General features: G+C 34.4%; 20 protein-coding genes, 2 tRNA genes and 1 pseudogene. 8 read left to right on the top strand and 15 right to left on the bottom strand.

Going from position 1 to position 26,030, the window contains the following annotated elements:
* The first annotated feature begins 27 nt into the window (after positions 1–27).
* Positions 28–525 (top strand): RDD family protein, encoded by a 498-nt coding sequence (locus BVG17_RS02595; RefSeq protein WP_084240974.1) that lies wholly within the window; start codon positions 28–30, stop codon positions 523–525.
* 78 nt (positions 526–603) lie between these two features.
* Here BVG17_RS02595 and purD read toward each other — a convergent pair whose 3' ends face one another.
* Positions 604–1,875 (bottom strand): phosphoribosylamine--glycine ligase, encoded by a 1,272-nt coding sequence (gene purD, locus BVG17_RS02590; RefSeq protein WP_063630636.1) that lies wholly within the window; start codon positions 1,873–1,875, stop codon positions 604–606.
* A 33-nt stretch (positions 1,876–1,908) separates the two neighbouring features.
* On the bottom strand, positions 1,909–3,189 hold the full coding sequence (serS, locus tag BVG17_RS02585; protein ID WP_063630664.1) for a serine--tRNA ligase: 1,281 nt from the start codon (positions 3,187–3,189) through the stop codon (positions 1,909–1,911).
* 136 nt (positions 3,190–3,325) lie between these two features.
* Here serS and BVG17_RS02580 point away from each other — a divergent pair, with 136 nt between their 5' ends.
* The gene (locus BVG17_RS02580; protein ID WP_172793446.1) at positions 3,326–4,687 is read left to right on the top strand and encodes a hypothetical protein; all 1,362 of its coding nucleotides are present in this window, start codon (positions 3,326–3,328) and stop codon (positions 4,685–4,687) included.
* A 7-nt stretch (positions 4,688–4,694) separates the two neighbouring features.
* On the top strand, positions 4,695–5,645 hold the full coding sequence (gene dusB, locus BVG17_RS02575; protein WP_063630665.1) for a tRNA dihydrouridine synthase DusB: 951 nt from the start codon (positions 4,695–4,697) through the stop codon (positions 5,643–5,645).
* Positions 5,646–5,679: 34 nt separating this feature from the next.
* Here the strand turns inward: dusB and BVG17_RS02570 are convergent, their stop codons facing one another.
* The 12 genes from BVG17_RS02570 to rpsL form a co-directional block, all read right to left on the bottom strand.
* Positions 5,680–14,199 carry a DNA-directed RNA polymerase subunit beta/beta' gene (locus BVG17_RS02570; RefSeq protein ID WP_084240976.1) on the bottom strand — a complete coding sequence of 2,840 codons (8,520 nt, stop codon included), beginning with the start codon at positions 14,197–14,199 and terminating at the stop codon, positions 5,680–5,682.
* 58 nt (positions 14,200–14,257) lie between these two features.
* Positions 14,258–14,659 carry a 50S ribosomal protein L7/L12 gene (rplL, locus tag BVG17_RS02565; RefSeq protein WP_017532113.1) on the bottom strand — a complete coding sequence of 134 codons (402 nt, stop codon included), beginning with the start codon at positions 14,657–14,659 and terminating at the stop codon, positions 14,258–14,260.
* Positions 14,660–14,685: 26 nt separating this feature from the next.
* Positions 14,686–15,204, bottom strand: a complete 519-nt coding sequence (gene rplJ / locus BVG17_RS02560; RefSeq protein ID WP_063630638.1) for a 50S ribosomal protein L10 — start codon at positions 15,202–15,204, stop codon at positions 14,686–14,688.
* Between the two features lie 4 nt (positions 15,205–15,208).
* Positions 15,209–15,868 carry a 50S ribosomal protein L1 gene (gene rplA, locus BVG17_RS02555; RefSeq protein ID WP_063630639.1) on the bottom strand — a complete coding sequence of 220 codons (660 nt, stop codon included), beginning with the start codon at positions 15,866–15,868 and terminating at the stop codon, positions 15,209–15,211.
* A 4-nt stretch (positions 15,869–15,872) separates the two neighbouring features.
* On the bottom strand, positions 15,873–16,313 hold the full coding sequence (locus BVG17_RS02550; protein ID WP_010406829.1) for a 50S ribosomal protein L11: 441 nt from the start codon (positions 16,311–16,313) through the stop codon (positions 15,873–15,875).
* Between the two features lie 2 nt (positions 16,314–16,315).
* The gene (gene nusG, locus BVG17_RS02545; RefSeq protein ID WP_063630640.1) at positions 16,316–17,152 is read right to left on the bottom strand and encodes a transcription termination/antitermination protein NusG; all 837 of its coding nucleotides are present in this window, start codon (positions 17,150–17,152) and stop codon (positions 16,316–16,318) included.
* Positions 17,142–17,342 carry a preprotein translocase subunit SecE gene (gene secE, locus BVG17_RS02540; RefSeq protein ID WP_241654140.1) on the bottom strand — a complete coding sequence of 67 codons (201 nt, stop codon included), beginning with the start codon at positions 17,340–17,342 and terminating at the stop codon, positions 17,142–17,144. Before secE ends, nusG begins: the two co-directional genes overlap by 11 nt.
* Before the next feature lie 19 nt (positions 17,343–17,361).
* Positions 17,362–17,434 (bottom strand) — tRNA-Trp (locus BVG17_RS02535).
* A 13-nt stretch (positions 17,435–17,447) separates the two neighbouring features.
* Positions 17,448–18,620, bottom strand: coding sequence for an elongation factor Tu (gene tuf, locus BVG17_RS02530; RefSeq protein ID WP_063630642.1), 1,173 nt, complete (start codon positions 18,618–18,620; stop codon positions 17,448–17,450).
* A 12-nt stretch (positions 18,621–18,632) separates the two neighbouring features.
* Positions 18,633–20,705, bottom strand: a complete 2,073-nt coding sequence (gene fusA, locus BVG17_RS02525; RefSeq protein ID WP_063630643.1) for an elongation factor G — start codon at positions 20,703–20,705, stop codon at positions 18,633–18,635.
* 21 nt (positions 20,706–20,726) lie between these two features.
* Positions 20,727–21,203 (bottom strand): 30S ribosomal protein S7, encoded by a 477-nt coding sequence (rpsG, locus tag BVG17_RS02520; protein WP_006014699.1) that lies wholly within the window; start codon positions 21,201–21,203, stop codon positions 20,727–20,729.
* Positions 21,204–21,208: 5 nt separating this feature from the next.
* Positions 21,209–21,583 (bottom strand): 30S ribosomal protein S12, encoded by a 375-nt coding sequence (gene rpsL / locus BVG17_RS02515; protein WP_063630644.1) that lies wholly within the window; start codon positions 21,581–21,583, stop codon positions 21,209–21,211.
* 223 nt (positions 21,584–21,806) lie between these two features.
* Between rpsL and BVG17_RS09965 the strand changes: the two genes are divergently transcribed.
* The 3 genes and pseudogenes from BVG17_RS09965 to BVG17_RS10360 all read left to right on the top strand — a co-directional run.
* Entirely contained in the window at positions 21,807–21,935 is a 129-nt protein-coding gene (locus BVG17_RS09965) for a hypothetical protein (protein ID WP_255359847.1), read from the top strand.
* Between the two features lie 80 nt (positions 21,936–22,015).
* Positions 22,016–22,867: a peptide chain release factor N(5)-glutamine methyltransferase gene (gene prmC, locus BVG17_RS02510; RefSeq protein ID WP_063630645.1), complete on the top strand. Its 852-nt coding sequence runs from the start codon at positions 22,016–22,018 to the stop codon at positions 22,865–22,867.
* A gap of 81 nt (positions 22,868–22,948) precedes the next feature.
* Positions 22,949–23,372 (top strand): annotated as a pseudogene (locus BVG17_RS10360) (transposase); the annotation flags it as partial.
* A 211-nt stretch (positions 23,373–23,583) separates the two neighbouring features.
* Here BVG17_RS10360 and BVG17_RS02495 read toward each other — a convergent pair.
* Positions 23,584–24,183 (bottom strand): BON domain-containing protein, encoded by a 600-nt coding sequence (locus BVG17_RS02495; protein WP_063630646.1) that lies wholly within the window; start codon positions 24,181–24,183, stop codon positions 23,584–23,586.
* 256 nt (positions 24,184–24,439) lie between these two features.
* Here BVG17_RS02495 and BVG17_RS02490 point away from each other — a divergent pair.
* Together BVG17_RS02490 and tig are read left to right on the top strand one after the other, a co-directional pair.
* Positions 24,440–24,521, top strand: a tRNA-Leu gene (locus BVG17_RS02490).
* 155 nt (positions 24,522–24,676) lie between these two features.
* Complete coding sequence (gene tig, locus BVG17_RS02485) at positions 24,677–26,020, top strand: trigger factor (RefSeq protein ID WP_063630647.1); 1,344 nt, start codon at positions 24,677–24,679, stop codon at positions 26,018–26,020.
* Positions 26,021–26,030 lie beyond the last annotated feature (10 nt).

Here is a 26,030-nt window from a genome sequence, read left to right as displayed (position 1 = left end):
GATGACATTATGAAAATAGGAGAGTGTATGGATACTGAAATAAATGTTAAAGTAAATTACGTAGGATTTACAAGACGTACTGTAGCAGAAGTACTTGACTATATCATATTTTTCTTTCCTTTACTCATCCTGTACATTGCAGTATCAGGCAATAATGAAATTGATAACTTTCATGACGAAATTGAACAGTTAATATCTCCTTATACAATCTTTACATCAATGCTGTACACAGTATTAGAAATATTAATGATAACAAGACTGGGAGGTACTCCAGGACAACTGTTATGTGGTATGTATGTCAAAGATGTAAATACATTTAAAGGTGTTACTCTAATGCAAGCAACAATAAGGTGCATTTCTGAAATAGCTTTGTCATTTGGTTTTCTTTTTTTGGTTGATTATGTTTCTCGGTGGTTAGCAATTTTACCAATTCTACTTTTAATATTTGCAATCTTTGACAAACGCAAGCAATTTCTTCACGATAAAATTGCAAGAACAGTAGTAATAGACTATAAATCTAGTTGATATTTTTCTTTAGTTTTCTTTATTACTGCTTGTAAAGTGATTTTTTTCGTTTCTATATTAGCTACCTGCTAGCTAACGTTAACTACCAATATCATATCTGAAGAACCCCCCTGGCCATTCTAGAGAATTTAACGCTGAGTACACTTTACTTTTAGCTTCTTCCACAGTGTTTCCTTCTCCTACTATATTTAGCACTCTTCCGCCATCGGAAATCCAATTACCACTTTCATCCAACTTAGTACCAGCATGAAAAACTAGCACACCAGGAATGTTTTCAATTTTATCCAATCCTTTAATTACCTCTCCTTTTTGATAATCACCAGGATAGCCTTTACTTGCAACAACTACACAAACTGTAGTTTTGTGATTAAACTCCACCATTTTTGTATTTAACTTGCCTTCTGCAACTGACAACATCAACTTTAGCAAATCACAATTTGGATCAAGTCTAGGTAACATAGATTGTATTTCCGGATCTCCAAACCTAACATTATACTCAAGAAGCTTTGGACTATCTTTGCAAATCATTAAACCAGCAAAGAGTACTCCTTTATAGGATATTCCCATGTTAGTCAGTGCTTGAATTGTAGGATATATTATTTTTTGGATAATTTTTTGCTCCATCTCCTTACTTATAATCGAAGGTGATGAGTATGACCCCATGCCTCCAGTATTTTGTCCCTCGTTATTTTCACCAACTCTCTTGTAATCTTTTGCACACCCAAGGGTTACTACCTTCAGCCGATCAATAAGAGCAAAAAAACTTACTTCCTCTCCAATTAAAAACTCTTCTATGATTATTTCTTCACCTGACTCACCAAGATTTTTCTCCACTAGCATTGAATCTATTGCTGAAAAAGCTTCATTTTCTGTGTGGCATATTATGACGCCTTTCCCTGCTGCAATTCCATTTGCTTTAATTACAAGCGGAAATTTTATTTTATTACTACGGACAAAATTTTTAGCTAACCTTTCATCAATAAAACGTTCATATTTGGCGGTCGGTATACCATATTGTTTACATAGTTCCTTCGTAAAAGACTTTGATGCCTCAAGTTTTGCAGCTGCTTGACTTGGAGCAAAAACGTTTATCCCCTCCGCAGTTAAATCATCAGCAAGCCCATTAATTATCGGCTGCTCTGGACCAATAATTACTAGCTCTATATTTTCTTTCTTGCAAAATCGTGTAACATCCACTGAATCTTGAATATTTATATTCACAAGAACTCCAAAATTCTCCATGGCCGGGCGACCAGGAGTAACATATAACTTAGTCAAGATAGGAGACTTCTTTAGAGCCCAAAGTAAAGCATGCTCACGCCCACCAGAACCTATAACCAAAACCTTCATCTTTATTTCCTCGCTTTTCTATATATGTCAAAATTATTGTTTGCTTATAACAGTATCATTACTCATGTATCTTTGCAACACGTTTGGTATTGTAACTGACCCATCGGAATTTTGATAATTCTCCATTATGGCAACAATTGTTCTTCCTATGGCTAAAGCTGAGCCGTTTAAAGTGTGAACGTATTTTTTTGTTTTTCTGTCAGTTTCTAAGAAGTATTTAGTGTTCATTCTTCTTGCCTGGAACGTACCGCAATTTGAGCAGCTTGATATTTCTCTATATTTATTTTGCTCAGGTAACCATACCTCTATGTCATAAGTCTTTTGTGCAGCAAAACCCATATCGCCACTGCAAAGTAGCATTACTCTGTATGGTAATTCTAGTTTTTTTAATATCTCTTCAGCAATACTAGTCATACGTTCAAGCTCGTCTTTTGACTGGTCTTCAGTTGTGATGCTTACTAATTCCACTTTACCAAATTGGTGTTGCCTTATCATGCCTCTTGTATCTCGTCCTGCGCTGCCAGCTTCTTTACGAAAACATTCTGAATATGCAGTAAAACGAATAGGCAGTTCTTTTTCTTCTATTATTTTGTCAGCAACTAAATTTGTTAAAAATACTTCACTTGTAGGAATTAATCTTAACTCATCGGTAGTTAAATATGAATCATCGGAAAATTTTGGTAGCTGACCAACGTTATACATCGCCTCGTTTTTCACCAGGGCTGGGTGATACACCTCAGTATAGGCAAATTCATTAACATGTGTTTCCAGCATAAAATTTATTAATGCTCGTCCAAGCTTAGCTAACTGTCCTTTTAATATTGTAAACCTTGATCCAGAAATTTTTGCTGCTTGCTCAAAATCCATCAAGCCTAACCTTTCTCCGAGTTCATAATGAAATTTTGGCATAAAACTAAATTGCCTTTTTTCTCCATATTTTCTGATTTCTACGTTGGAGCTCTCATCTTCACCTATTGGCACGTTTTGTGCAGGGATATTTGGTAAGTTAGATAAGATATTCATTAAGTTATCTTTCTCCGTTTGCTCTTTTAAGCTGATTGCTTTTATCTCATTTGTTATGTTTCTTGACACTTCTACCTCATTTTCAGAGGAGCTCTTGCTCATTTTAAGCTTCTTTATTTCCTCTGTGATTCCATTGCGCTGCCTATTTAAATCTTGCAATGTAGTAGTCAGTAATCTTCTTTCATCATCAACATCTAATATTTCTTCTGTAGTAAATTCTTTCACCCCTCTGCTTTTTATTGCTTTTTCAAATCCTTCAGGGTTTTTGCGTATATCTTCTATATCATGCATATGTTGTACTATTACTAACATCATTACTGTACTTCAAAAGCTTTTAATGCTCAATATTTTTACATATAAATGCTAATATTGATTTTACCTTCATAATTTGCTAGAATTAGTTAACGTAGTATTCATAAAATATAACATGTTGGGCATCCGAGAAAAGTACAATACATTTAAAGAGAGTACTCACTTCACTAAACTTAAGGCTAGTGGAAGATTTGCTGTCTACGCTTTGTGTATATATTTGGCGACTACATTTACCATTGGCTGTTTGGGATTGATAATGGGATCTTTCCTCTTAACCTTACCACTTGCTATGCTCATCTCCAACCCTATAGTTTGGATTTTAATGGGAATAGTGCTTGCAGCGACATACAAAATGGTCGTTGAACCTTTATTTCACTTGGTAAAAGGTTATGTTGATGAAAAAGGGACTGTAAAGGAAGAAAAGAGTCCAAAAGAGCAAAAATTCACAAGAAGTAAATCATTGGATAGTGGACTAGATACTATATCAAGACAAACAAATGATTCGGATAAGAGGGTACGTAGAAATTCCTATTCTCCATCTACAGATAGTAGTATTGTACCAGGAAGTGAACCTGCCTCAAGTAACAATAGTCGTAGAAATTCTAATGCTTCAGGAGATAGTGGGATAGATGTAAATTCAGCAAAAGATAAGCAATATAAAGTTGTTACATACAATACTACAGGTGATGGCAACTGCTTTTTCCATGCTGTATTTGGTGATAATAGCTCTGGTACATATAAAGCTGAAAGAGCACAAGATATGAGAATGGAATGGCACAATTTTTTAAGTCAATTTAACTCTTTGAATGATTCGAGGATGCCTAAGTTATTGAAAGAACAGATGCAGAAAGTTTTTAGTGCATTCTTAGAAAATCCAAATCATTTGATTGGTAGGTCGGATTCAATACAAGATTTGGCTAAGCATACAAATAGACGGGTAGAGAAGGTCAAAAAAAGGACTAAGAAATTAGTAAGAAAGTTATGCTGTCTTACTACATTAGAAGAAAATGAAGTTGTAGGTGATTTAAGAAGTATTAGTATTAGTAACCTCAATATTAGTGAAAGAAAATATGATAGAAATTACAATAGTGGTGCTGTAGCAAATTCTTTTCTCAATGGTAAATCCATTTATAAATCCTATCTAGAGGCAATTGGTAATCAAAATTACTTTATTTTCACAGAGGAAATTCCTATCTTGGCTTCATTGGCAAACGTTGAAATCTATCTTCATCCTCATGTATTGCATAATCAAGGTATATTTAGGCCAAATCCTGAAATGATAAATCAAGGTTATCAGCGAAATGATGATTTATGGAATGACAAAAAACAAGAAACAATACACTTAACACCTGGTCATTATGAGAGAGCTGAGGTAGTAGAGGTAGAACCTTCTCTTATAGAGAAAGCAAATTCATTTATGCAAGGTGTTATAATAGCAGCTTATAACAGTGTCAAAAATGCATTGTTTAACAACTAGAAAGCCTATGTCTCTTCAAATAGGAAATTTGGCTATTGATTCTCCAGTTATTTTAGCGCCAATGTCTGGAGTGACTGACTATCCATTTAGGAGTATTGTAAAGAAACTTGGTGCAAGTTTGCTAGTCTCAGAAATGATTGCAAGCAGAGCTATGATAATGCAAACTCGCCAGAGCATGCAAAAAGCAAAAGTCGATGAACTAACCGCTGTACAACTTGCTGGTTGTGAGCCTGATGTTATGGCGGAAGCTGCAAAGTTAAACGAGGGCATGGGTGCAAAAATCATAGATATAAATTTTGGTTGTCCAGTTAAAAAAGTTGTAAACGGTTACGCAGGGTCAGCACTTATGCGTGATGAAAAAAAGGCTGCTGAGATAATAGAAGCTGTAGTCAAGGCAGTGAGTGTGCCAGTTACAGTAAAAATGCGTACTGGATGGAATGACGAAAATCGTAATGCTCCGCGCTTGGCAAAAATTGCAGAAGATTTGGGAGCAAAGATGATTACTGTACATGGAAGGACAAGGGCACAGCTTTATAATGGTCAAGCAGATTGGAAATTTGTTAGAAATGTTAAAGAGCAGGTAAAAATTCCAGTTATAGTAAATGGAGATATTAAGAGTTTGAATGATGTTCAAAGTGCACTTAAAGAATCTGGGGCAGATGGAGTAATGATAGGTCGTGGTGCTTACGGCAAACCTTGGCTGATTAATCAAGCAATAAACTTTTTGAGTGGAAATAAAGTTTCTGAGCCAACAGCCTCAGAGAGATTAAGCATAATACTCAAGCATTATGACAGTATCCTTGAGTACTATGGAAGCGATACAGGAATAAAGATGGCCCGCAAACATATAGGATGGTACAGTAGCGGGCTTCAAAACTCATCTGAATTTCGTGTAAGAGTAAATAACATAACAGACAGCACAGAGGTGAAAGAAAATATAATTGATTTTTTTAGTTAAAAACAGATTAAACATACTGCCTCATTAGCTATATTCAATTTGAATGATCATAGTGCGATGCCACCACACTCTCTTCTTCATCAGAATGTAATTGATAACTATTATCACTCAGCAATTTTTCGTCATAAGTCTCAATATCAAAATATTTTTCATATTTATCTATATTTTCACAAAGCGAAAGTGCTTTCACCTTATTCATAATCAGACCCGTACCAGCAGGAATTAATCTTCCTACTATAACATTTTCTTTTAACCCACTCAAAGGATCACTCTTTCCGCAGAATGCTGCTTCTGTAAGTACTTTTGTTGTTTCTTGGAAAGAGGCAGCAGAAATGAAGGAATTAGTTTCAAGGCTTGCTCTAGTAATTCCCTGCAGAATAGGAAGATAATAAGCAGGTCGTTTTCCAGAGTTATTCATAGCATCATTTTCTCTATCAACTTCCAGCTTGTCGATATTTTCTCCAATTAAGTACGTAGTATCACCAGGATCGGTAATTTCTACTTTTTGTAGCATTTGCTTTAAGATCACTTCTAAATGCTTGTTATCTATGCGCACACCTTGCAATCTATAAACTTGCTGTATTTCAGAAATCATATAGTGTGCTAACGCTTCTAACCCAAGCACACGTAGAATATCATGAAGATCAGGATCGCCATCCATCAATAAATCACCTTTACGCACAAAATCACCTTCATTGACTATTACATGCTTACTTCTTGATACTAAATACTCAACTGGAGAAGCTTGCTCATCTACAGGTTTAATTACTATACTGCGTTTTCCTCTACGGTCTTTTTCAGAGAACGTTACATAGCCGTCTATTTCACTAACGATAGCATGCTCTTTAGGACGACGTGCTTCAAATAATTCTATAACCTTAGGCAAGCCACCAGTAATATCACGAGTTCTAACTGACTCTCTCGGCGTTCTTGTGATAACATCACCTGCATGAACCTTTTGGCCATCCTGTACATTGAGTACTGCGCCAACTGGTATAAAGTAACATGCTTCCACACCACTTGCAAGTGTTATTACTTTTTCATTATCATCAAGCAGTGCGATACGAGGACGTAAATTAGCTACACCAGAGTGCAATTTCCAATCTTTTACTACTCTATTTGATATTCCTGTAGATTCATCCATCACTTCAGTGATCGAAATTCCATCTTTTAAATCCTGGTAAGATATTGTACCACTCTTTTCCGTAATAATAGGTAGTGTATACGGATCCCATTCCGCAACTTTATCACCAATTTTTACTAACTCACCCTCATTTACATAAAGTTTAGCACCATAAGGCACACTGTGCTTCAATTTTTCACTACCAAGGCTATCAATTAAGACGACTTCACAGGAACGGCTTATCACAATTTTATTGCCGTTTTTATCTATAATTATATTACTGTTGTTTAATTTTATTCTAGCATTAATAGAAGCTATAATATTTGAGGATTCAACACTTCTAGTCATTACTCCACCTATATGGAAAGTACGCATCGTTAACTGAGTACCTGGCTCTCCAACAGATTGAGCAGCGATAACACCAACTGCTTCACCTATTGAAACAATTTTACCAGTTGCAAGGTCTCTTCCATAACACAAAGAACACACACCAGGACTTATTTCACAAGTTAAAGGCGATCTAATTTTTATAGCATCAAGACCTACAATGTTGATTTGCTTTACTTTATCTTCATCAATTAATTCCCCTGCTTTTAATAATAACTCTTTGGTTACTGGGTTATATATATCATTTGCAGCTGTTCTACCTAGTACAACACTCTCTAGAGATGCAACTATAGTACTCCCTTCAACTATAGCTCTTACAATAAAGCCATTTTTCGTTTTACAGTTATGTTTTGTAACTATGCAATTTTGAGATACGTCAACCAAGCGACGAGTTAAGTATCCAGAGTTTGCAGTTTTAAGTGCAGTATCAGCTAAACCTTTACGCGCCCCGTGAGTAGAATTAAAGTATTCAAATACATTCAATCCTTCGCGAAAATTAGAAATTATAGGTGTTTCTATAATTTCACCAGAAGGTTTGGTCATTAACCCTCGCATTCCTGCTAACTGCTTCATCTGGGAAGTAGAACCTCTTGCACCGGAGCTAACCATCATATACACTGAGTTGTACTTACTATTTTCATCATACACAGATATCGCTTTTAACATATCATTCGCTATTATATCTGTGCACTTAGACCACTCATCTATAACTTTATTATACCTCTCACTTTTAGTGATTAGCCCGTCTTGATACTGTGCAGAGAATTTCTTAATTTCACCCCTTGTATAATCAACGTGTGTAGCTTTAGTTTCAGGTATGACCATATCGCAACGACTAAAAGAAGTACCAGAAAATGTAGCATACTCAAAGCCAAGTGTCATCAATTTATCAGAAAATACCACTGTAGCACTTTGACCGCAGCTACGATATACTAAATCAACTATACTAGTTATTTCCTTAACTGTTAATACCTGATTTATTAAATCGAAACTTAGATTCTCATGTTTAGGAAAAATCTGCCATAATATTAAACGTCCAGGAGTTGTAAAAATAGTTTTATACTGAATGTTTCCATCGCTATTGATGTATTCCATTTTGTACTTTATATGAGAATGAATATGTAGAGTACCGTTATTTAAGGAATGCTCAACTTCACAAAAAGCACAAAAAAGCGGTAAATCATCCTCCTTAAGTTGCTGTAAAGTTAGGTAGTATATACCAAGCACTATATCTTTACTAGGAACTATAATCGGTCTTCCATTAGAAGGACTTAAAACGTTATTAATTGACATCATCAATACTCTAGCTTCAAGTTGAGCTTCCAATGAAATTGGCACATGTACTGCCATTTGATCACCATCAAAGTCAGCATTAAATGCTGTACAAACAAGTGGATGAAGCTGTATTGCTTTACCTTCAATAAGGACTGGCTCAAAAGCCTGAATACCAAGCCTGTGTAGCGTAGGCGCTCTATTTAGCAAAACAGGATGCTCTTTTATTACTTCTTCAAGCATATCCCAGACTTCTGGCTTTTCTGCTCTTATTAACTTACTAGCAAATTTTATAGTTGGAGCCATTCCATATATTTTAAGCCTTGAGTAAACAAAAGGTTTGAATAACTCAAGAGCCATTCTTTTCGGTAATCCACACTGATTTAGTTTCAAAGTTGGACCAACAACTATTACAGAACGTCCAGAGTAATCTACCCTTTTTCCTAAAAGATTCTGACGGAAACGACCTTGCTTTCCTTTCAGCATATCGCTAATAGACTTTTTATATCCAGTAGCGCCAGGTTTATTTACCAGAGCATTACGACGACTATTATCAAAAAGAGAATCAACTGCCTCTTGTAACATTCTTTTCTCATTACGAATCATAATCTCAGGAGGATTTAAACTTAACAATTTTCTCAATCTATTATTTCTATTAATAATAGTTCTATAATGATGATTTAAATCAGAAACTGCAGGTCGACCACTTTCAAGCGACACCAAGGGACGCAAGTCAGGTGGTAAAATAGGTATAGCTGTAAGTATCATCCACTCAGGTCTGTTTCCAGACTTGATAAAATTTTCAACAATACGTAATCTCTTTATAATTTTCTTTCTTCTCATTTCAGAAGCAACAGACTCTAACTCCTGTCTTAAATTCTTCCTAATTTCATGTAAATCAAGGCGTGTTAGCAATTCTCTTATAGCTTCAACACCTTGCATAGCTATAAAGCTATCGACTCCATAGCTATCTTTAGCTTCATTATAAGCTTTCTCACTAATAATTTCACCTTTTTCAAAAGAGGAAACAAGAGGATCTATTACAACATAATTATCACTATATAAAATACTTTCGATATCTCTAAGAGACATATCTAATAATGCTCCAATTCTTGAAGGAAGTGACTTCAAAAACCATATATGAGCAACAGGAGATGCAAGCTCTATATGACCCATTTTTTCTCTTCTTACTTTAGAAGATGTAACTTCTACTCCACATTTTTCGCATATACGGCCCCTATGTCTTCTTTTTTTGTACTTTCCACATAAACATTCATCATCATTGACAGGACCAAAAACTTTAGGACAAAATAATCCACCTTTCTCAACTTTGAATGTACGGTAGTTTGCAGTTGAAACATCCGTTATCTCTCCATAAGACATACGTTTAATACTTTCAGGGCTAGCAATGGAAATTCTAACCTCATTAAAAGATTGCGCTATGTTAGTATGAGATATATCTTCAATTACTATGTCATTTTGCTTCAAATCCACATTAAAACACAAGGAACGCAACTCTTTTATCATGACATTAAAGGATTCAGGAATTCCACATTCAAAGTTACTGTCACCTTTTATTACCGATTCATAAATCTTAACCCTTCCATTAATATCATCAGACTTCACAGTTAACATTTCCTGCAAAGTGTAAGCAGCACCATAGGCTTGCAATGCCCAACATTCCATTTCACCAAAACGCTGACCACCAAAATGAGACTTTCCTCCAAGAGGTTGTTGAGTAACCAAACTATAAGGACCTACTGAACGCGCATGAATTTTACCATCTACTAAGTGATGCAACTTAAGCATGTACATGTAACCAACTGTAACTTTGCGATCAAACTTCTCACCCGAGCAACCATCATATAATACAACTTGCCCAGAGTTATCCAATCCAGCAAGTTCAAATAGCTTTACTATTTGTTCATCTTTTGGACCTTCAAATACAGGTGCAGTAACAGGAATGCCATTACGCAACTTATACGCAAATTCAATGAGGTGATTATCATTAATATCGCGAATGTTATTACAAATAGATAAATTACTGCCACAACTATAAACCTCAATCAGGAAGTGACGTAAACTACTGTGTGCATCTTTACAAGAGTTGAAATAATTCTCTACTAATGTAGTCAATTCATTATCTAATTCATCCTTATTAGTCGTATCTAAAATAGAAGACGTTATTTCATCATCATTAATATCCTCAAATTTTTTATTATCAAGATATAATGCTGCAAATTTTTCAAAATCATCATCACTGAGAGATCTAATTGCCTCACAAAAAGCACGTTTGATTTTATTGATCTCATCAAGAATATTGCCTACTTTTTCTCCTAATTTTTTACAAGCCCAACCTACATGCGTTTCCAATATTTGCCCTACATTCATTCGTGAAGGAACGCCAAGAGGGTTAAGAATAATATCAATAGGAGTACCATCTTCTAAATAAGGCATATCTTCTACTGGAACAACTCGAGAAATCACACCTTTATTTCCATGTCTACCAGCCATTTTATCCCCTGGCTGCAAACTATGTTTTACAGCAATAAAAACTTTTACTGACATCGACACACCTTGAGGCAGATCATAACCTTCATGCAATTTTTCTACTTTTCGCTTAAAGTTTGCTATTGCATGTGATACTTTTTCATCAAAATCTTTTTTTAAGCTCTCAACTTGCTTAGAAATAGATTGGTTTTTCAATCCTATATCCCACCATCCCTCACGTTCAATAAAATTAATACTTTCTCGATCTTGAGAGCCAGAATTAATAAGAATTTTTCTTAATTCATCATAGAAATATTGATTAATAACATTGATTATATGGTCTCGTTCTTTCTCAAAATCATTTACCTCTTTTTGCTTAATAAGAAACGCCCTTTCGTTTTCTTCTTCCCCTCTGCGTGTAAAGACCTGCACATCAATCACTATCCCTTCAATATCTGGAGATGTATATAAAGAGGAATCCACACAATCGAATGACTTTTCACCAAAAATTGTCATTAACAATTTTGTCTCAGGAGGCAATGAAAGAGAATGCTTAGGTGTAACTTTCCCCACCAAAATATAACCTGAACCAACTCTTGTACCAACCTTTACTATACCACTATCATCCAAGTGATAAAGATTTTCTTCATTAACACCTGGTATGGCACGAGTTATTTTTTCCGACCCTAAAGGAGTGTCATGTACAACACATTCAAATTCTTCTATATGAATAGAAGTAAATAGATCTTTTTTAACAACTTCACTAGAAATAATGATTGAGTCTTCAAAATTATAACCTTGCCAAGACATAAAAGCGACTAGCAAGTTTTGGCCAAGTGCCAATTCACCGTTATTAATAGCAGGACCATCAGCTATCACATCACCTTCCTTAACACAATCACCTACATGCACCAGTGGTTTCTGGTTAATACAAGTATTATGGTTAGAACGCTGAAATTTTCTTAGATGATAAATATCTACATCTAAGTAGTTAATTCCTTCTTTGTCAAAAGCACGTATAACTATAGAGTTACTATCTGAGCTGTCAACTATGCCACCACGTTTTGCTAAAACTACAGCACCAGAGCCAGAAGCTACGAAAGACTCCATACCAGTAGCAACCAAAGGAGCAGTAGGCTTCAATAAAGGTACAGCTTGACGCTGCATATTTGAACCCATTAACGCTCTATTAGCATCATCATTTTCTAAAAATGGAATTAAAGAAGCAGCAACCGATATTACCTGCTTAGGAGATAAATCAATGTAACTTACTTGATTACTATTTACCATTACAAAGGTACCAGCATACCTACAGTATAACATATCATCAACAAAGCAGTTGTTTTCATCAAGCTTTGCGCTGGTATCGGCTATATAATATAAACCTTCATCTATAGCAGACAGATACTCAATTTGATCAGTAACAACCTTATTAACTACTTTCCTATAAGGGCTTTCAATGAACCCATATTTATTAATACGAGCGTATATAGCTAAGCTGTTAATTAAGCCTATATTCTGTCCCTCAGGAGTTTCAATAGGGCAAATTCTTCCGTAATGAGTTGGATGAACATCACGCACTTCAAATCCCGCTCTCTCTCTTGTTAAACCACCAGGACCTAACGCCGACAACCTTCTTTTATGTGTTATTTCAGATAATGGATTAGTCTGATCCATAAATTGAGATAATTGGGAAGAATTGAAAAAATCTCTTAAGACATTGGTTAACACTTTTGGGTTTATAAAATCAGATGGAGAGACTTTATCTAAACTAGAAGTAGACATAGAATCAACTACTGCCCGTCCCAATTTTAATAATCCAGTTCTAAATTGATTTTCTATAAACTCTCCAACTGAACGGACTCTTCTATTTGCTAAATGATCAATATCATCTACAGATCCTTGACCATCACGTAACAATACTATTTTTCTTATAATTTCAATAATGTCTTCATGTGTTAAAGTAGTTAAACTTTCTTCATAATTTAACCCAAGGCAAGAGTTAAGTTTTAATCTACCAATGTTAGACAAATCATAATATTCTGGACTGAAGAAAAGATTACGAAAAAACTCCTCTACTATCTTTAAAACAGGAACTTCACCAGGACGCAAAACCTTATATATTTCATATAGAGCGTTCTCATAAGACATGTTTTCATCTAAGAAAAGTGTATTTAATATGTAAGGTCCAACAGAAACATTATCTATGTTCAACACTGATATTTTATCTATAGATAATAATTCAAGCTTTTTTATATCCTCTAATTTTATAGATTCACCAGCAGATAAGATTTTTGTAGAACTAGCACTATCTATTAAATCTTCTGCAGGAAATAAACCACATATAGAATCATAAGGAATTAGATACTCTTTCAACCCGTTATCATATAGATTTTTAGCTAATTTCGAAGTAATACGAACATTAGCTTTAAGTAACACATTGCCTTCAACATTCTTTAAATCGAAAGGAAGCCTCACTCCCTTGAATTTATCAGGGAAAAAAGGTACTTTCCAGCCACTTTTATGTTTTATATAGTCTATTTTTTCATAAAATTTATTAAGTATGTCATTATTTGATAAGCCCAAAGCCTTTAATAAAACTGATATTGGCAATTTTCTCTTTCTATCAATACGAAAATACAAATGATCTTTAACATCAAACTCAATATCAAGCCAAGAACCTCTATAAGGAATAACTCTAGCAGAATAGATCAATTTGCCAGAATTGTAAGTTTTTCCCTTATCACTATCAAAAAACACTCCAGGAGATCTATGCATTTGTGAAACGATAACTTTCTCTACGCCATTGATGATGAAAGTACCTTTATCAGTCATCATAGGCAGTTCACAAAAGCGAACCTCCTGCTCTTCAGCAGATTTTATAATAGTTGCAAGTTTAGAATGATCATCATCTTCTTTAACTTCTTGATATTTTTCAAGAGAAACACCATCCTGCATAATAACAAGACGTATAGAAGCAATAACCTGAGCAGAAAAAGTTATACCACGTTTTATACACTCAGATTCACTATACTTAAGATCATCTACCCTACAATTCAAAAATTCGATAGTAGCCCTATGCAAAGGATCAGATATTGGAAAAATTGTATGAAAGATAGCTTCAAGTTTTTCATTACTCTCATTATTAGGAGTAAAGGAATTATATGACCCCTTTTGGACTTTAACCAAATCCAATAAAGAATCTTTTAAATCAATCGACCTGGAATAAGAAACCCTAGGAACAAAAGCACTAGAAGCACACATATAAGAAGAATCAACCATTAAAATACCTTCACTAATTAAAAGAGCTATATCAACATAAAATTAATATACTAACATTTTATTCAAGCTCAACTTTAGTTGCTCCTGCTTCAATAAGTTTTTGCTTAATTTTTTCTGCTTCGTCTTTAGAAACATTAGCAGTCAAATCTTTGGGTAAAGACTCAACTAATTCTTTCGCTTCTTTTAAATTCAATGTAGAATTAACTTCTCTAATAGCTTTAATCACTCCTATTTTTTTGCTCGCATCAATCTCTTTGATTACAACTTTATACTCAGCTTTTTCTTGAGCAACAGGAGCAGCAGCATTATCACTAATAGGCACCCCAGCACCAACAGCTCCACCAAGAAAAGAACCACCAGGTAACCCTATTTTTTCTTCTAGAACTTTTACAAGTTCAGAAGCCTCTAATAGATTTAAAGATAATATTTTATCAACCAAATCACTTGTTACATTATTCATAATTACCACCTTATTTAACAACAAATTTATTTTTTAGAACTACAGTAATCCAAAATTCTCATAAGCCTCATAGAAGATGAATTAATAGATAATGCTAACCGAGCAGGAATATCATAAGATATTAAACGCATAATTTTAACACGCAATTCATCCAGAGAAGGCAACTTAGCCAGTTTATTAACATCTTCCACTGTTAACAATTCATTTATATGAGCCGCGCAAATCACAGACATTTTTTCTTTGTTAGCATTAATAAAATCAACTATTAACTTTGCAGCTTCTACTATAGCACTAGAGTATATAATAGCAACAGAACCAGAAAATTTACCTGATAAATAAGAAAATTTACCAGTCCTTTCCAAAGCCAAGCGCGCTAGAGTGTTTTTAACTACTAATACCCCACCTGCTATAGACTTCAGGCTATTCCTCAGAGTTAATGAATCATTAGCATTTATAGATTTAAAATTTACTAATATCAAGAAATCATTATTTACAAATACGTTTATTGTGCTCTGTATAAATTCATCCTTATTTCTACGCTTCACAGTATCACTCCCTAATTATATCTTCCACTTTGCTTATCTTATAAGCTTTACCCATAGTTGAATTTAAAAAAACACCCTTAAAGTAAATTCCTTTCACAGAAATAGGTTTATTATCTTTAATTACTTTAAGAAAGGCTTTTAAATTTTCTAGCAAGTCATCAATATCAAATTTAATATTTCCTAATTTACCATGAATAACACCATTTTTATCTGTTCTAAATTTTATCTGACCAGACTTAATGGTTTTAATAGCTTCTGCAATGTTAGAAGTCACAGTACCAAATTTAGGGTTAGGCATCAGCCCTTTAGCACCCAATACTTTTGCAATAGGAGTAATTTTTGCCATAAAATCAGGAGTAGTAATGCACCAATCAACATCTAATTTTCTACCTTTTTTTATTTCTTCAACTAAATCCTCCCCTCCTGTAATATCAGCACCAGCTTTTTCAGCTTCTAATAAAGGTTTATCTTGAGCGAAAACAGCTACTTTAATATTCTTCCCGATACCTTTAGGCAAAACTACTGTACCACGCACCTGCTCTTCAGATTTACGTGGATCTACACCTAAATTGACTGCAATATCAACTGATTCATTAAATTTTGCTGAAGCAGACTCAACAATCTTCTCCAAACACCGCTTAGAATCATCATTATATGTACTCATTTACCTAACCTTCCACAACTTCTATACCCATAGATTTTGCAGTGCCTATAACCATCTTCACTGCTGAATCTTCATTATCCACTTTCATATCAACCATCTTACACTTTGCCACTTTAATGATAGCAGACATAGATAATTTAGCCACTAATTCTTTACCAGAATTACCAGAACCTTTACTTAATTTAGCTTCCTGCTTAAGCAAATAAGCCACAGGCGGACCGCTGACAGTAAAATCATGAGAGCGATCATCCTTTATGGAAATTCTCACTGTTACTAAATCACCTACTTTATAACTAGCGTTAGCAGCGCTAGTAGCTTTATTAAAAGCTTCACAAAATTTAGGAACAGGTATACCACGCGGGCCAAGTACTGAAGCAATTTTCGGTCCTGGAACTGCTTTTCCAGCTTCCATAAGCAAGTTAATCTTAGCAACTACATTACTCATAATTAATCCTCTATTTTCTCTACTTGAGCCAAATCAAGCTCTATTATTGTTGGCTTACCTAAGATTGATACTTCAATATTAATAATTTTTTTCTCATCATTTACCATATCTACCTTACCAGTAAAATTTTGAAAAAGACCATCATTAATTTTTACTTTTTCACCTTTCTCATAACCATAACTCAACTTTTTCGTTTCTTGAGCATTGTAAAGCGCACTACACATTGAGCGAATCTCATTATCCTCAATCACCTTTGGAACATTACCATTTTTCAAAAATCCATAAACCTTAAGAGATTTTGGTATATTATTAATAAAATTTAATACCTCATCGCATAAATTCATGTATAAAAAGACATAACCAGGAAAGGACTTCCTTCGTTTAGCATTTTTTTTAGATTTTAAATCCATCTCACTTAATTCTTCACAAGGAATAAAAACTCTATTAAAATAATTATTAATATTCAATCTCATAGAATTTTCTAATATATATTGGTGCACTTTCTCTTCATAATTAGAGGCAACTCTTAAAATGTACCACTTATATCTATTAAATTCCTTACGTTTTAAAATTACCTCATCATCTGAAATCATCTCAAAATGACCAGACTCATCACCACAAAACCCAATCATTTGATTCAAAATATTTTTGCTTTCATCACACAGATGCATACATATATATACTTCACATAACTCTTTTATATCAGATTTTACATCACATACTGTCTGATAAGGAATAAACACCTCCTTAAAGTAAACAGTATTGATTGCCAACTCGCATATATCCTTCTCATACCCATAATCGACTTTAATGATATACCATTTATACTTATATTCCATAAATAATTCCAAATAAAGTCTTAATTACGTAAAGAGACATAAAATCTACAAAGCAAAAGAAAATCGAAAAGCACAATATAACAATTATTACAATAAACAAAGATGACAATACCTGCTGTTTTTTTATCCAAGCAATTCTCCTTATTTCTTGCTTTATATCGCAAAAAAAAACATACAGGTTTTTTAACATTTCTACCATAATATTAATGCAGGAGCGATAGGAATTGAACCTACAACCTCTGGTTTTGGAGACCAGCGCTCTACCAATTGAGCTACACTCCTATAATTCAAAAGTTTACTCTAAAATTTCCGAAACAACGCCAGAACCAACAGTTCTACCACCTTCTCTTATCGCAAAACGCAATCCTTTATCCATTGCTATTGGTACTTGCAACTCCACTTCTATACTTACATTGTCCCCTGGCATTACCATCTCCTTTCCATCTCGCAATTTTATGCTCCCAGTTACATCCGTTGTCCTTAAATAAAACTGTGGCTGATAATTTCCAAAAAATGGTGTATGCCTTCCTCCTTCTTCTTTCTTCAATATATACACCTCCGCATTAAATTTCTTATGCGGGGTTATTGTCCCTGGTTTTGCCAATACTTGCCCTCTCTCCACTTCTTCTCTCTTTGTTCCTCTTAGTAGTACTCCTACATTGAGTCCTGCACTTCCCTTGTCTAGCAACTTCTTAAACATCTCAACACCAGTACATATCGTCTTTTGCGTCGCTTTCAGACCTATTATCTCTATCTCATCCCCTGTCTTTATCTCCCCCTTCTCTATTCTTCCTGTTACTACCGTTCCTCGCCCCGATATTGAAAATACATCTTCTATTGGCAATAAAAACGGCAAATCTATAGGCCTTGGAGGTACTGCCACATACTCATCTAACTTCTCCATCAATTTATCTATTGATTTCTTTCCATACTCACTACTATCATCCTCTAATGCTTTTAATGCAGATCCAACTATCACAGGCACTTCGTCACCTGGAAATCCATACTTACTCAGCAACTCTCTCACTTCCATTTCCACCAAATCTATCATATCAGCATCAGCAACATCAGCTTTATTTATATATACCACGATATATCCAACACCCACCTGTTTTGCCAGCAATATATGCTCTCTCGTTTGTGGCATCGGCCCATCAACCCCTGACACTACCAATATCGCTGCATCCATCTGCGCTGCACCTACTATCATATTCTTTACATAATCAGCATGTCCAGGACAATCAACGTGTGCATAGTGTCTCTTTTCTGTTTGATATTCAACATGCGCTGTTGCTATTGTTATCCCTCTCTTTCTTTCTTCTGGCGCTTTATCTATTTGATCATATGCTACAAAATTACCATAATGCTTTGTTATCGCCGCTGTTAACGTTGTCTTCCCATGATCCACATGTCCTATCGTTCCCACGTTTACATGCGGCTTTCCAAATGCTTCTACTATCGCTGTCATAATCACTAACCTTTAATTATACTTTAACTTTAACTCATCAACCACATATTGTGGCACTTGTTCATAACAAGAAAAATGCATACTATACTGAGCTCTTCCCTGAGATATAGAACGCAAAACATTTATATAACCAAACATATTCGCAAGAGGTACGAAAGCAAGAATTATAGTACTACTATTATGCGTTTCCATACTTGAAACTTGCCCCCTTCTGCTATTTACATCGCCCATGATATCGCCCATATACTCTTGAGGCGTAATGATTTCAACTTTCATTATAGGTTCTAACATTTTTGGACCAGCTTTATTTGCCATCTCTTTAAAAGCACCTTTAGCAGCAAGTTCAAAAGCTAAAGGACTTGAATCAACTTCATGAAAAGCACCATCAATAAGAGTAGCTTTAAAGTCAATAACTGGAAATCCAGAAATTACACCACCTTCTTTGATCAACTCTAACCCATTTTCCACACCAGGAATATATTCTTTCGGAATAGCACCACCTACAATTTTGCTCTCAAACTGAAATCCAGATCCAGGCTCAAGAGGCTCAAATTTTATTTTAACCTTAGCAAATTGACCAGCACCGCCGGACTGTTTTTTATGAGTATAATCAATTTCAACAGATTTAGTGATAGTTTCACGATATGCAACTTGAGGCGCACCGACGTTAGCCTCAACGTTAAACTCGCGCTTCATTCTATCAATAATAATCTCAAGATGCAGCTCACCCATGCCCTTCAATATGGTCTGTCCACTCTCCGCATTTACTGACATTCTTAAAGAAGGATCTTCTGCAACCAATCTATTTAAAGCAACACCCAATTTTTCCTGATCTGAAGTAGTTTTAGGTTCCACAGCAATTTCAATAACAGGCTCAGGAAATTCCATACGCTCTAATAATATAGGAAAATCAGGTGAACATAAAGTGTCACCAGTAATTGTTCTCTTTAATCCAACTAAGGCAACTATATCGCCAACTTTAGCTTCGTTTATATCTTCTCTGTTATTTGCATGCATAAGCAGCATTCTGCCAATTCCTTCAGTCTCATTTTTTCCTGCATTTAACACAGCAGATTTAGATTTTAACTTACCGGAATAAATACGAATAAACGTCAAGCTGCCTACAAACTTATCCGTCATCACTTTAAATGCAAGAGCAACGAATTTCTCTTTTTCTGAAGGTTTGATCTCAATTTTCTTTTCTGAATCTTTAGGATCAGTTCCAACAACTACATCAACATCAATAGGAGAAGGTAAAAAGTCAACCACACCATCTAAAAGTGGTTGTACGCCTTTATTTTTAAAAGCTGATCCACATAATACAGGAACAAATTTTCCTTTGATGGCTCCATTTCTCACGCATTTTTTCAGCAAATCTACTGGCAGATCATTAGACTCAAAGTAAGTATTCATCGCTTCATCATCCATCTCAGCTGCAGCATCTAATAAAAGATTTCGATATTCTTGAGCCTTGTCAAACAAATCAGAAGGAATATCTTCATAAGAAAATTTAGCGCCCAATGTTTCTTCTTGCCATATAATGGCTTTCATAGAAATAAGATCGATTATGCCTTTAAAATCTTTCTCACTTCCTATTGGCAACTGAATGACCAAAGGTGCTGCACCAAGCTTCGTCTTTATCATATCAACACATCGATAAAAATTTGCCCCGATTCTATCCATTTTATTAACAAAGCAGATACGAGGAACGGTATATTTATCAGCTTGACGCCAAACTGTCTCAGACTGAGGCTCAACTCCAGCAACTCCATCAAATACAGCAACTGCACCATCCAAAATCCTCAAAGATCTCTCAACCTCAATAGTGAAATCAACATGACCAGGAGTATCTATTATATTAATCCTATGATCATTCCAAAAACATGTTGTTGCAGCAGAGGTAATTGTAATGCCACGCTCCTTCTCTTGCTCCATCCAATCCATAGAAGCTGCACCATCGTGCACTTCACCAATCCTATTTTGTTTACCAGTATAAAATAAAATACGCTCTGTTGTGGTGGTCTTGCCAGCATCTATATGAGCCATTATTCCTATATTTCTATACCTAGATATTAAAACTTCCATACCACAATCAATCAGCTAATATTAAAAACGAAGATGAGAAAATGCCTTATTAGCTTCAGCCATTTTATACTTTTCTTCACACATCTTAAATGCACCACCACATTTATTATAAGCATCTAATATTTCAGACTGCAAACAATAAACAGTAGTTCTACCGCTCTTTTTTCGAGCAGCAGAAGTTGCTCTAGCAATCCACCTCAATGCCAAAGAAATTGCTCTATCTTGACGAATTTCAACAGGGACTTGATAAGTTGCACCACCAATACGCCGAGAGCGTACTTCTATAGAAGGGGTAACATTTTCTACTGCTGTTTCAAAAATTGATAAGGCATCTTTGCCTATTTTCTTTTCAGCTAAGGACAAAGCACTATAAGCAATCTTTTCTGCAATAGATTTTTTACCACATTTCATAATTATATTAATAAAACGCATAAGCAAGACACTACCATAACGAGAGTCAGGGCTTGTTCTTTTTTTTGCTTTATTACGACGTGCCATAAATTTTAACCAGATTTCTTTACACCATATTTTGAACGAGCTTTCTTTCGATTTTGCACACCACGTAGATCAAGAGCACCTCTTATTATGTGATAACGTACACCCGGCAAATCTTTAACTCGCCCACCACGTATTAAAACAACGGAATGCTCTTGTAAATTATGACCTTCGCCAGGTATATAAGCCGTCACTTCACCGTATCCACTAATCTTTACTCTAGCTACCTTACGTAGTGCTGAATTAGGCTTTCTAGGAGTTGTAGTATATACCTTAGTGCAAACACCCCTTCTTTGAGGATTGCATTTTCCCAAAGCTGGCACCTTATTCTTGCGAGTTAACCCTGATCTACCTTTACATATTAATTGATTTATCGTAGGCATATACTGTAAATTTAAAACTCTAAAAATAACTAAGTTTTAGTTATAAAATAATAAACCTCAATAGTCAATATAAAAATAAACATTACTACTCTAATAATCTCAGCCTAGTTGCTTTGAAAGCTACTGATAATTATATGCTAAAGCGCATATTGGTTTAAATATTAAGAAATTATCACTTGCTGTGGTCGAATTAATATAGATATGGAACAAGTAATATACTGTGATGGCTATCAAAGAATATGCAGAAAATAATCCTTATAATAGAGCCAAGAGCTTCAACATTAATGCAAAAATACTAACCGAATTACCAGTAAAGCCAGATGATTTTTACAATCCTACTCTTGACACTTAGATTTAATGCAGCTACCCTAAGTTCAAAATTCTATACTCAATTTTGCTGTTCTTGCATGCAAGGAACACGTTTTTAGAATAATGAAAACAATCAGCGCTTTAATTACAGAAGGGTCAAAGCTACTATCATCACATAGAATTGAATCACCACATTTGGATTGTGAAATCATCATGCAGTACGTACTTGGAGTAGAAAGATCATTCACAATCATGAATCACACCAATCAGGTACCAAGAAACAAAGAACTTCTATTCTGGAAATTAACAAAAAAAAGAGCAGAAAGATATCCAATATCGCAAATAATAGGTAATCGTGAATTCTGGAGTAAAAATTTTATAGTTAACCAACATGTTCTAGATCCAAGACCAGATAGTGAGACAGTAATTTCAACAGTGTTAAAATATTACCAAAATAAGAAGCAAAAAATAAAAATTGCAGATTTTGGCACAGGCACAGGCTGTTTGTTGATCTCCATACTTAGTGAGTATGAATATGCTATTGGAGTTGGTTTTGAAAAAAGCCTGGAAGCATACAAAATTACCTACCAGAATACAAAGAAACATAATCTTCTCAACAGAGCTAAAATATTTCCAAATTCGTGGACAGAATGTAGAGGTTTATTTGATCTCATAATAAGCAATCCTCCATATATTAAAAGAAGTAAGTTAAAAGATCTGCAGGCTGAAGTGCAAAAAGAGCCAAGAATTGCTCTTGATGGTGGTATCGACGGATTGAGCTGTTACCTGAGTATTTTTCCAATATTGAAAAAGTGCCTTAAAAAAGATGGGTTTGCGATACTGGAAATAGGCGAAGATCAAAGCAATATTGATAAAATAATACCCTTATATGGACTGGCTTTTCAGGAATACGTATACGACTTGGCTGGAATGAAAAGATGCATTATTGTAAAGCAAGATAAAGAACATGACTAGTAGAACGCTAGCTTTCTAAGAACCTGTTCACAATCTCAAGAAAGGCATAAAGTAAGAAATAGAGTGTATAAATTAGGATATATGAGGACTGTATACCCAAGTGACATAAGTCGAGAGAAGTTTGAGATTATTTCACCAGATCTGGAGTCTTGTGGAAAAAACAAAACCAAGAAAACTTGATTTGTATGATATATTTTGCGAAGTGTTGTACGCCCTAAAAAGTGGTTATCAGTGGAGGATGCTACCAAAAGAGTTTCCAAAATGGCGCAATTGTTATGATTATTTCAAAAATGGAGTGAAAAAGTAAAAGGAAATAAAAAAAAGTATTTTGGAGTGCATGTTAAAAAAAATAGTTAGTGTGGTCCGACAAAACAATGTTTGGAAAGAAAAAATCAGCTTTTGCATAATTGACACTCAGAGTGTAAAGAACGCAGACACTGATGAAGAAAAAGGCTATGACGCTGGTAAAAAAATCTCAGGAATAAAACGCCATATCGCACGAGATATAGATGTTTGCTATTTATTCTTAAGCTTGGGAGTGTTAAATAGCATTTTACTTTTTTTAGTATGTAGAGATTTTCTAGGAATTATTCTATTGAATTCTATGATATTATTTTTTGTAACATTGTTATACATACCATAAGAGTGAACTGACGAAATTTGTAAAGGAGTTTTATGGCTTAGCTACATGGTACTAACACTCAAGTAAATTTTCATCAATGACGCAATTTGCTATGTCTATATCTCACATAGCTTACAACTTGCTTTACTCCTTTTACTTTTCTTGCAATTGCTATTACAGCTTTTAATTCCGCCTTATTTTGAGCTATACCCATCAAATAAACGACTCTATCAACTGTATTAACGCTATAATTAATTGATTTAATGTTTCTTTTTCCCAGAAGCCTCGTGCTTATCTCTGCTGTTATCATACCATCTACAGTAATATCTAGCATAGAAGCCATTTTAATTGGTGTGACTCTTATTTCATTTATCACTTCTTTAATCTCTTTTTGCTGCCAAGCTATTTTCTCTGCTGTGAGTTGCTTTTCATGATTATCAACATTTCCAATGAGTAATACTCTTCCTTCACTCACTTTAACTTTTATAGATGAGAACAGTCCGTGTTTTAAGAGTCCCTTATTGATTCTTATTACTATAGTTGTATCATCAATAATGTTTCCCAAGGATTTATCTTGCATTGTTATTGCTGTAGCCGCTGCAGTTGCTGTTACCACTATACCACTCACAAGAGTCGTACAGCCACTCTGTGTAATCAGAAAAATTGCGAGTAAGAAGCTTGCTATTAATCTCATTATTAATGTCCAGAGTTTAGAGCTTTAATTAAAGAATATTAATAAGCTTTTTTTATTGTGTAAATACTATAAATTGAATAAGCCTTGAATATTTCTAAGACAGTACTTATCTCAATAATGTTAGTTAAAGTAATTCAGGCTTAGATTCATAGTGGAGTTAACCAGTATTATAAGTTCAGTCTGTGGTACTAAAATCTAATCTTTAAATTGCATAAGATGAAAGAAGTGGTTATCTATAAGTTAATGAAGGGTTCTTGCGGATATGGCGAAATTGGTAGACGTGCCAGGTTTAGGTCCTGGTGAGCTTGCTCGTGGGGGTTCAAGTCCCTCTATCCGCACTTAAAGTCATGTAACTCAGGTTTTAAGAGAAAATTTATAATCACTAAGTACACTTTTGTTTGTATAAGAACCTGTTCTTAAGGATTGTATTTAACTTAAATTCTGGTAAAATGGCTTTATTAAAACATAAATAAAATATTGATAACAGGTTGTAATGTCTAGTAATATAACTCAAAATGCAGTCGAAGCAGATACATTAAGTAATATATATACCTATAAGGAACTTAGTGTAGATAAACTAAAGTATGAGTATGAAATCACAGTTAGTAGTGATTATATAGAACAAAAGATAAACTCTAGATTACAAGAAATAGCGAAGGATGCAAAATTGCCTGGATTTAGATCAGGAAAGATGCCTTACGATCTTGTTGTTACAAATTATAAAAACGAAGCTTTGGAATATGTGATAAATGATACGATTGACTATTGCTCAAGTGATTTAATGAAAAAAATCGAAGTTAAGTCTCATATCCATCCTAAGGTTGATATTATGTCATTACCAAACCTGGATAAAAAGGATGAAAAAGGTGACTTTCTGTACAAATTATCTTTTGAATCGATGCCAAAAGTACCAGTAATAGATCTTGATAAAATAAATTTGAAGAAAGTTAAGGCAAAAATCAAAGAGGGAGACATAAAAGAATTTATTGATTCTATAAAAACAAAATTTCCTAATTTTGTCTCTGTTGATGATGCTTCTTATCAAGCAAAAAACGAAGATAAACTGATAATTGACTTTGAAGGACGAATTAGAAATAAGCTCTTTCAAGGTGGAAGTGGCAAAAATTTTACTGTTAATTTAGGATCTGGAACATTTATAAATGGTTTTGAAGATCAATTAATTGGCATGAAAAAAGGGGAAACAAAAAGCTTTAAGTTGAGATTTCCTGAAGATTACCAGGTAATTTCCCTTGCGGGGCAAGAGGCTGCTTTTTCTGTTCGAATTAATGATATTCAGATTGCTGAAGACTTGCAAAGTGATGATGAAATAGCCAGGAGAATTGGTTTTGAAGATCATTCTTCGCTAATAAATCATATAAAAGAAGTAATTGATAATCAGTGTAAAGAAATGGGAGATCTCTTAATTAAGAAAGAGCTATTTGATTGTTTGGATGCTAGTTATAGTTTTGATTTGCCTATACAAGTAGTAAAACAGGAACAGCAGAGAGTTGAAAGAGAGTTGAATGCTAAAGGTGATTCTTGTAAAGAAGCTGAAAGACGTGTAAAGCTCGCAATGCTATTTATGGAGTTCAGTAAAGAACATGAAATATCATTAACTCAAAATGATATTATGAACGTTATTGTAAATCAATATGTCAGTAAAGATGTATCATTTGACAGAGTATTTAAACATTTTAAATCAGATGGACAATTTCAGGAATTAGTTAGAGGGCAAGCGCTTGAGTATAAAGTGACAGATTATATGATAGAAAAAGTTAGTAAAGAAGAACAGATTGTTTCTGTGAAAGAATTAAAGGAATTATTTGATAATATTTGATAGGAAAAGG

It is taken from the genome of Wolbachia endosymbiont of Laodelphax striatellus, assembly GCF_007115015.1.
GTDB lineage: Bacteria > Pseudomonadota > Alphaproteobacteria > Rickettsiales > Anaplasmataceae > Wolbachia.
The sequence above is the reverse complement of the archived record's forward strand: the minus strand, read 5'-3'. Positions and strand labels throughout refer to the sequence as shown.

What these genes read in the sequence shown, in the direction of transcription:
- BVG17_RS02570 (WP_084240976.1), bottom strand. Translation starts at nt 14,199, where the DNA reads ATGGTTGATTCTTCTTATATGTGTGCTTCTAGTGCTTTTGTTCCTAGG.
- serS (WP_063630664.1), bottom strand. Translation starts at nt 3,189, where the DNA reads ATGCATGATATAGAAGATATACGCAAAAACCCTGAAGGATTTGAAAAA.
- BVG17_RS09965 (WP_255359847.1), top strand. Translation starts at nt 21,807, where the DNA reads ATGGCTATCAAAGAATATGCAGAAAATAATCCTTATAATAGAGCCAAG.
- BVG17_RS02580 (WP_172793446.1), top strand. Translation starts at nt 3,326, where the DNA reads ATGTTGGGCATCCGAGAAAAGTACAATACATTTAAAGAGAGTACTCAC.
- rpsL (WP_063630644.1), bottom strand. Translation starts at nt 21,583, where the DNA reads ATGCCTACGATAAATCAATTAATATGTAAAGGTAGATCAGGGTTAACT.
- purD (WP_063630636.1), bottom strand. Translation starts at nt 1,875, where the DNA reads ATGAAGGTTTTGGTTATAGGTTCTGGTGGGCGTGAGCATGCTTTACTT.
- secE (WP_241654140.1), bottom strand. Translation starts at nt 17,342, where the DNA reads ATGTTAAAAAACCTGTATGTTTTTTTTTGCGATATAAAGCAAGAAATA.
- rplA (WP_063630639.1), bottom strand. Translation starts at nt 15,868, where the DNA reads ATGAGTACATATAATGATGATTCTAAGCGGTGTTTGGAGAAGATTGTT.
- fusA (WP_063630643.1), bottom strand. Translation starts at nt 20,705, where the DNA reads ATGGAAGTTTTAATATCTAGGTATAGAAATATAGGAATAATGGCTCAT.
- prmC (WP_063630645.1), top strand. Translation starts at nt 22,016, where the DNA reads ATGAAAACAATCAGCGCTTTAATTACAGAAGGGTCAAAGCTACTATCA.
- dusB (WP_063630665.1), top strand. Translation starts at nt 4,695, where the DNA reads ATGTCTCTTCAAATAGGAAATTTGGCTATTGATTCTCCAGTTATTTTA.
- rplL (WP_017532113.1), bottom strand. Translation starts at nt 14,659, where the DNA reads ATGAATAATGTAACAAGTGATTTGGTTGATAAAATATTATCTTTAAAT.
- tuf (WP_063630642.1), bottom strand. Translation starts at nt 18,620, where the DNA reads ATGACAGCGATAGTAGAAGCATTTGGAAAGCCGCATGTAAACGTGGGA.
- BVG17_RS02495 (WP_063630646.1), bottom strand. Translation starts at nt 24,183, where the DNA reads ATGAGATTAATAGCAAGCTTCTTACTCGCAATTTTTCTGATTACACAG.
- BVG17_RS02550 (WP_010406829.1), bottom strand. Translation starts at nt 16,313, where the DNA reads ATGAGTAATGTAGTTGCTAAGATTAACTTGCTTATGGAAGCTGGAAAA.
- rpsG (WP_006014699.1), bottom strand. Translation starts at nt 21,203, where the DNA reads ATGGCACGTCGTAATAAAGCAAAAAAAAGAACAAGCCCTGACTCTCGT.
- tig (WP_063630647.1), top strand. Translation starts at nt 24,677, where the DNA reads ATGTCTAGTAATATAACTCAAAATGCAGTCGAAGCAGATACATTAAGT.
- nusG (WP_063630640.1), bottom strand. Translation starts at nt 17,152, where the DNA reads ATGGAATATAAGTATAAATGGTATATCATTAAAGTCGATTATGGGTAT.
- BVG17_RS02595 (WP_084240974.1), top strand. Translation starts at nt 28, where the DNA reads ATGGATACTGAAATAAATGTTAAAGTAAATTACGTAGGATTTACAAGA.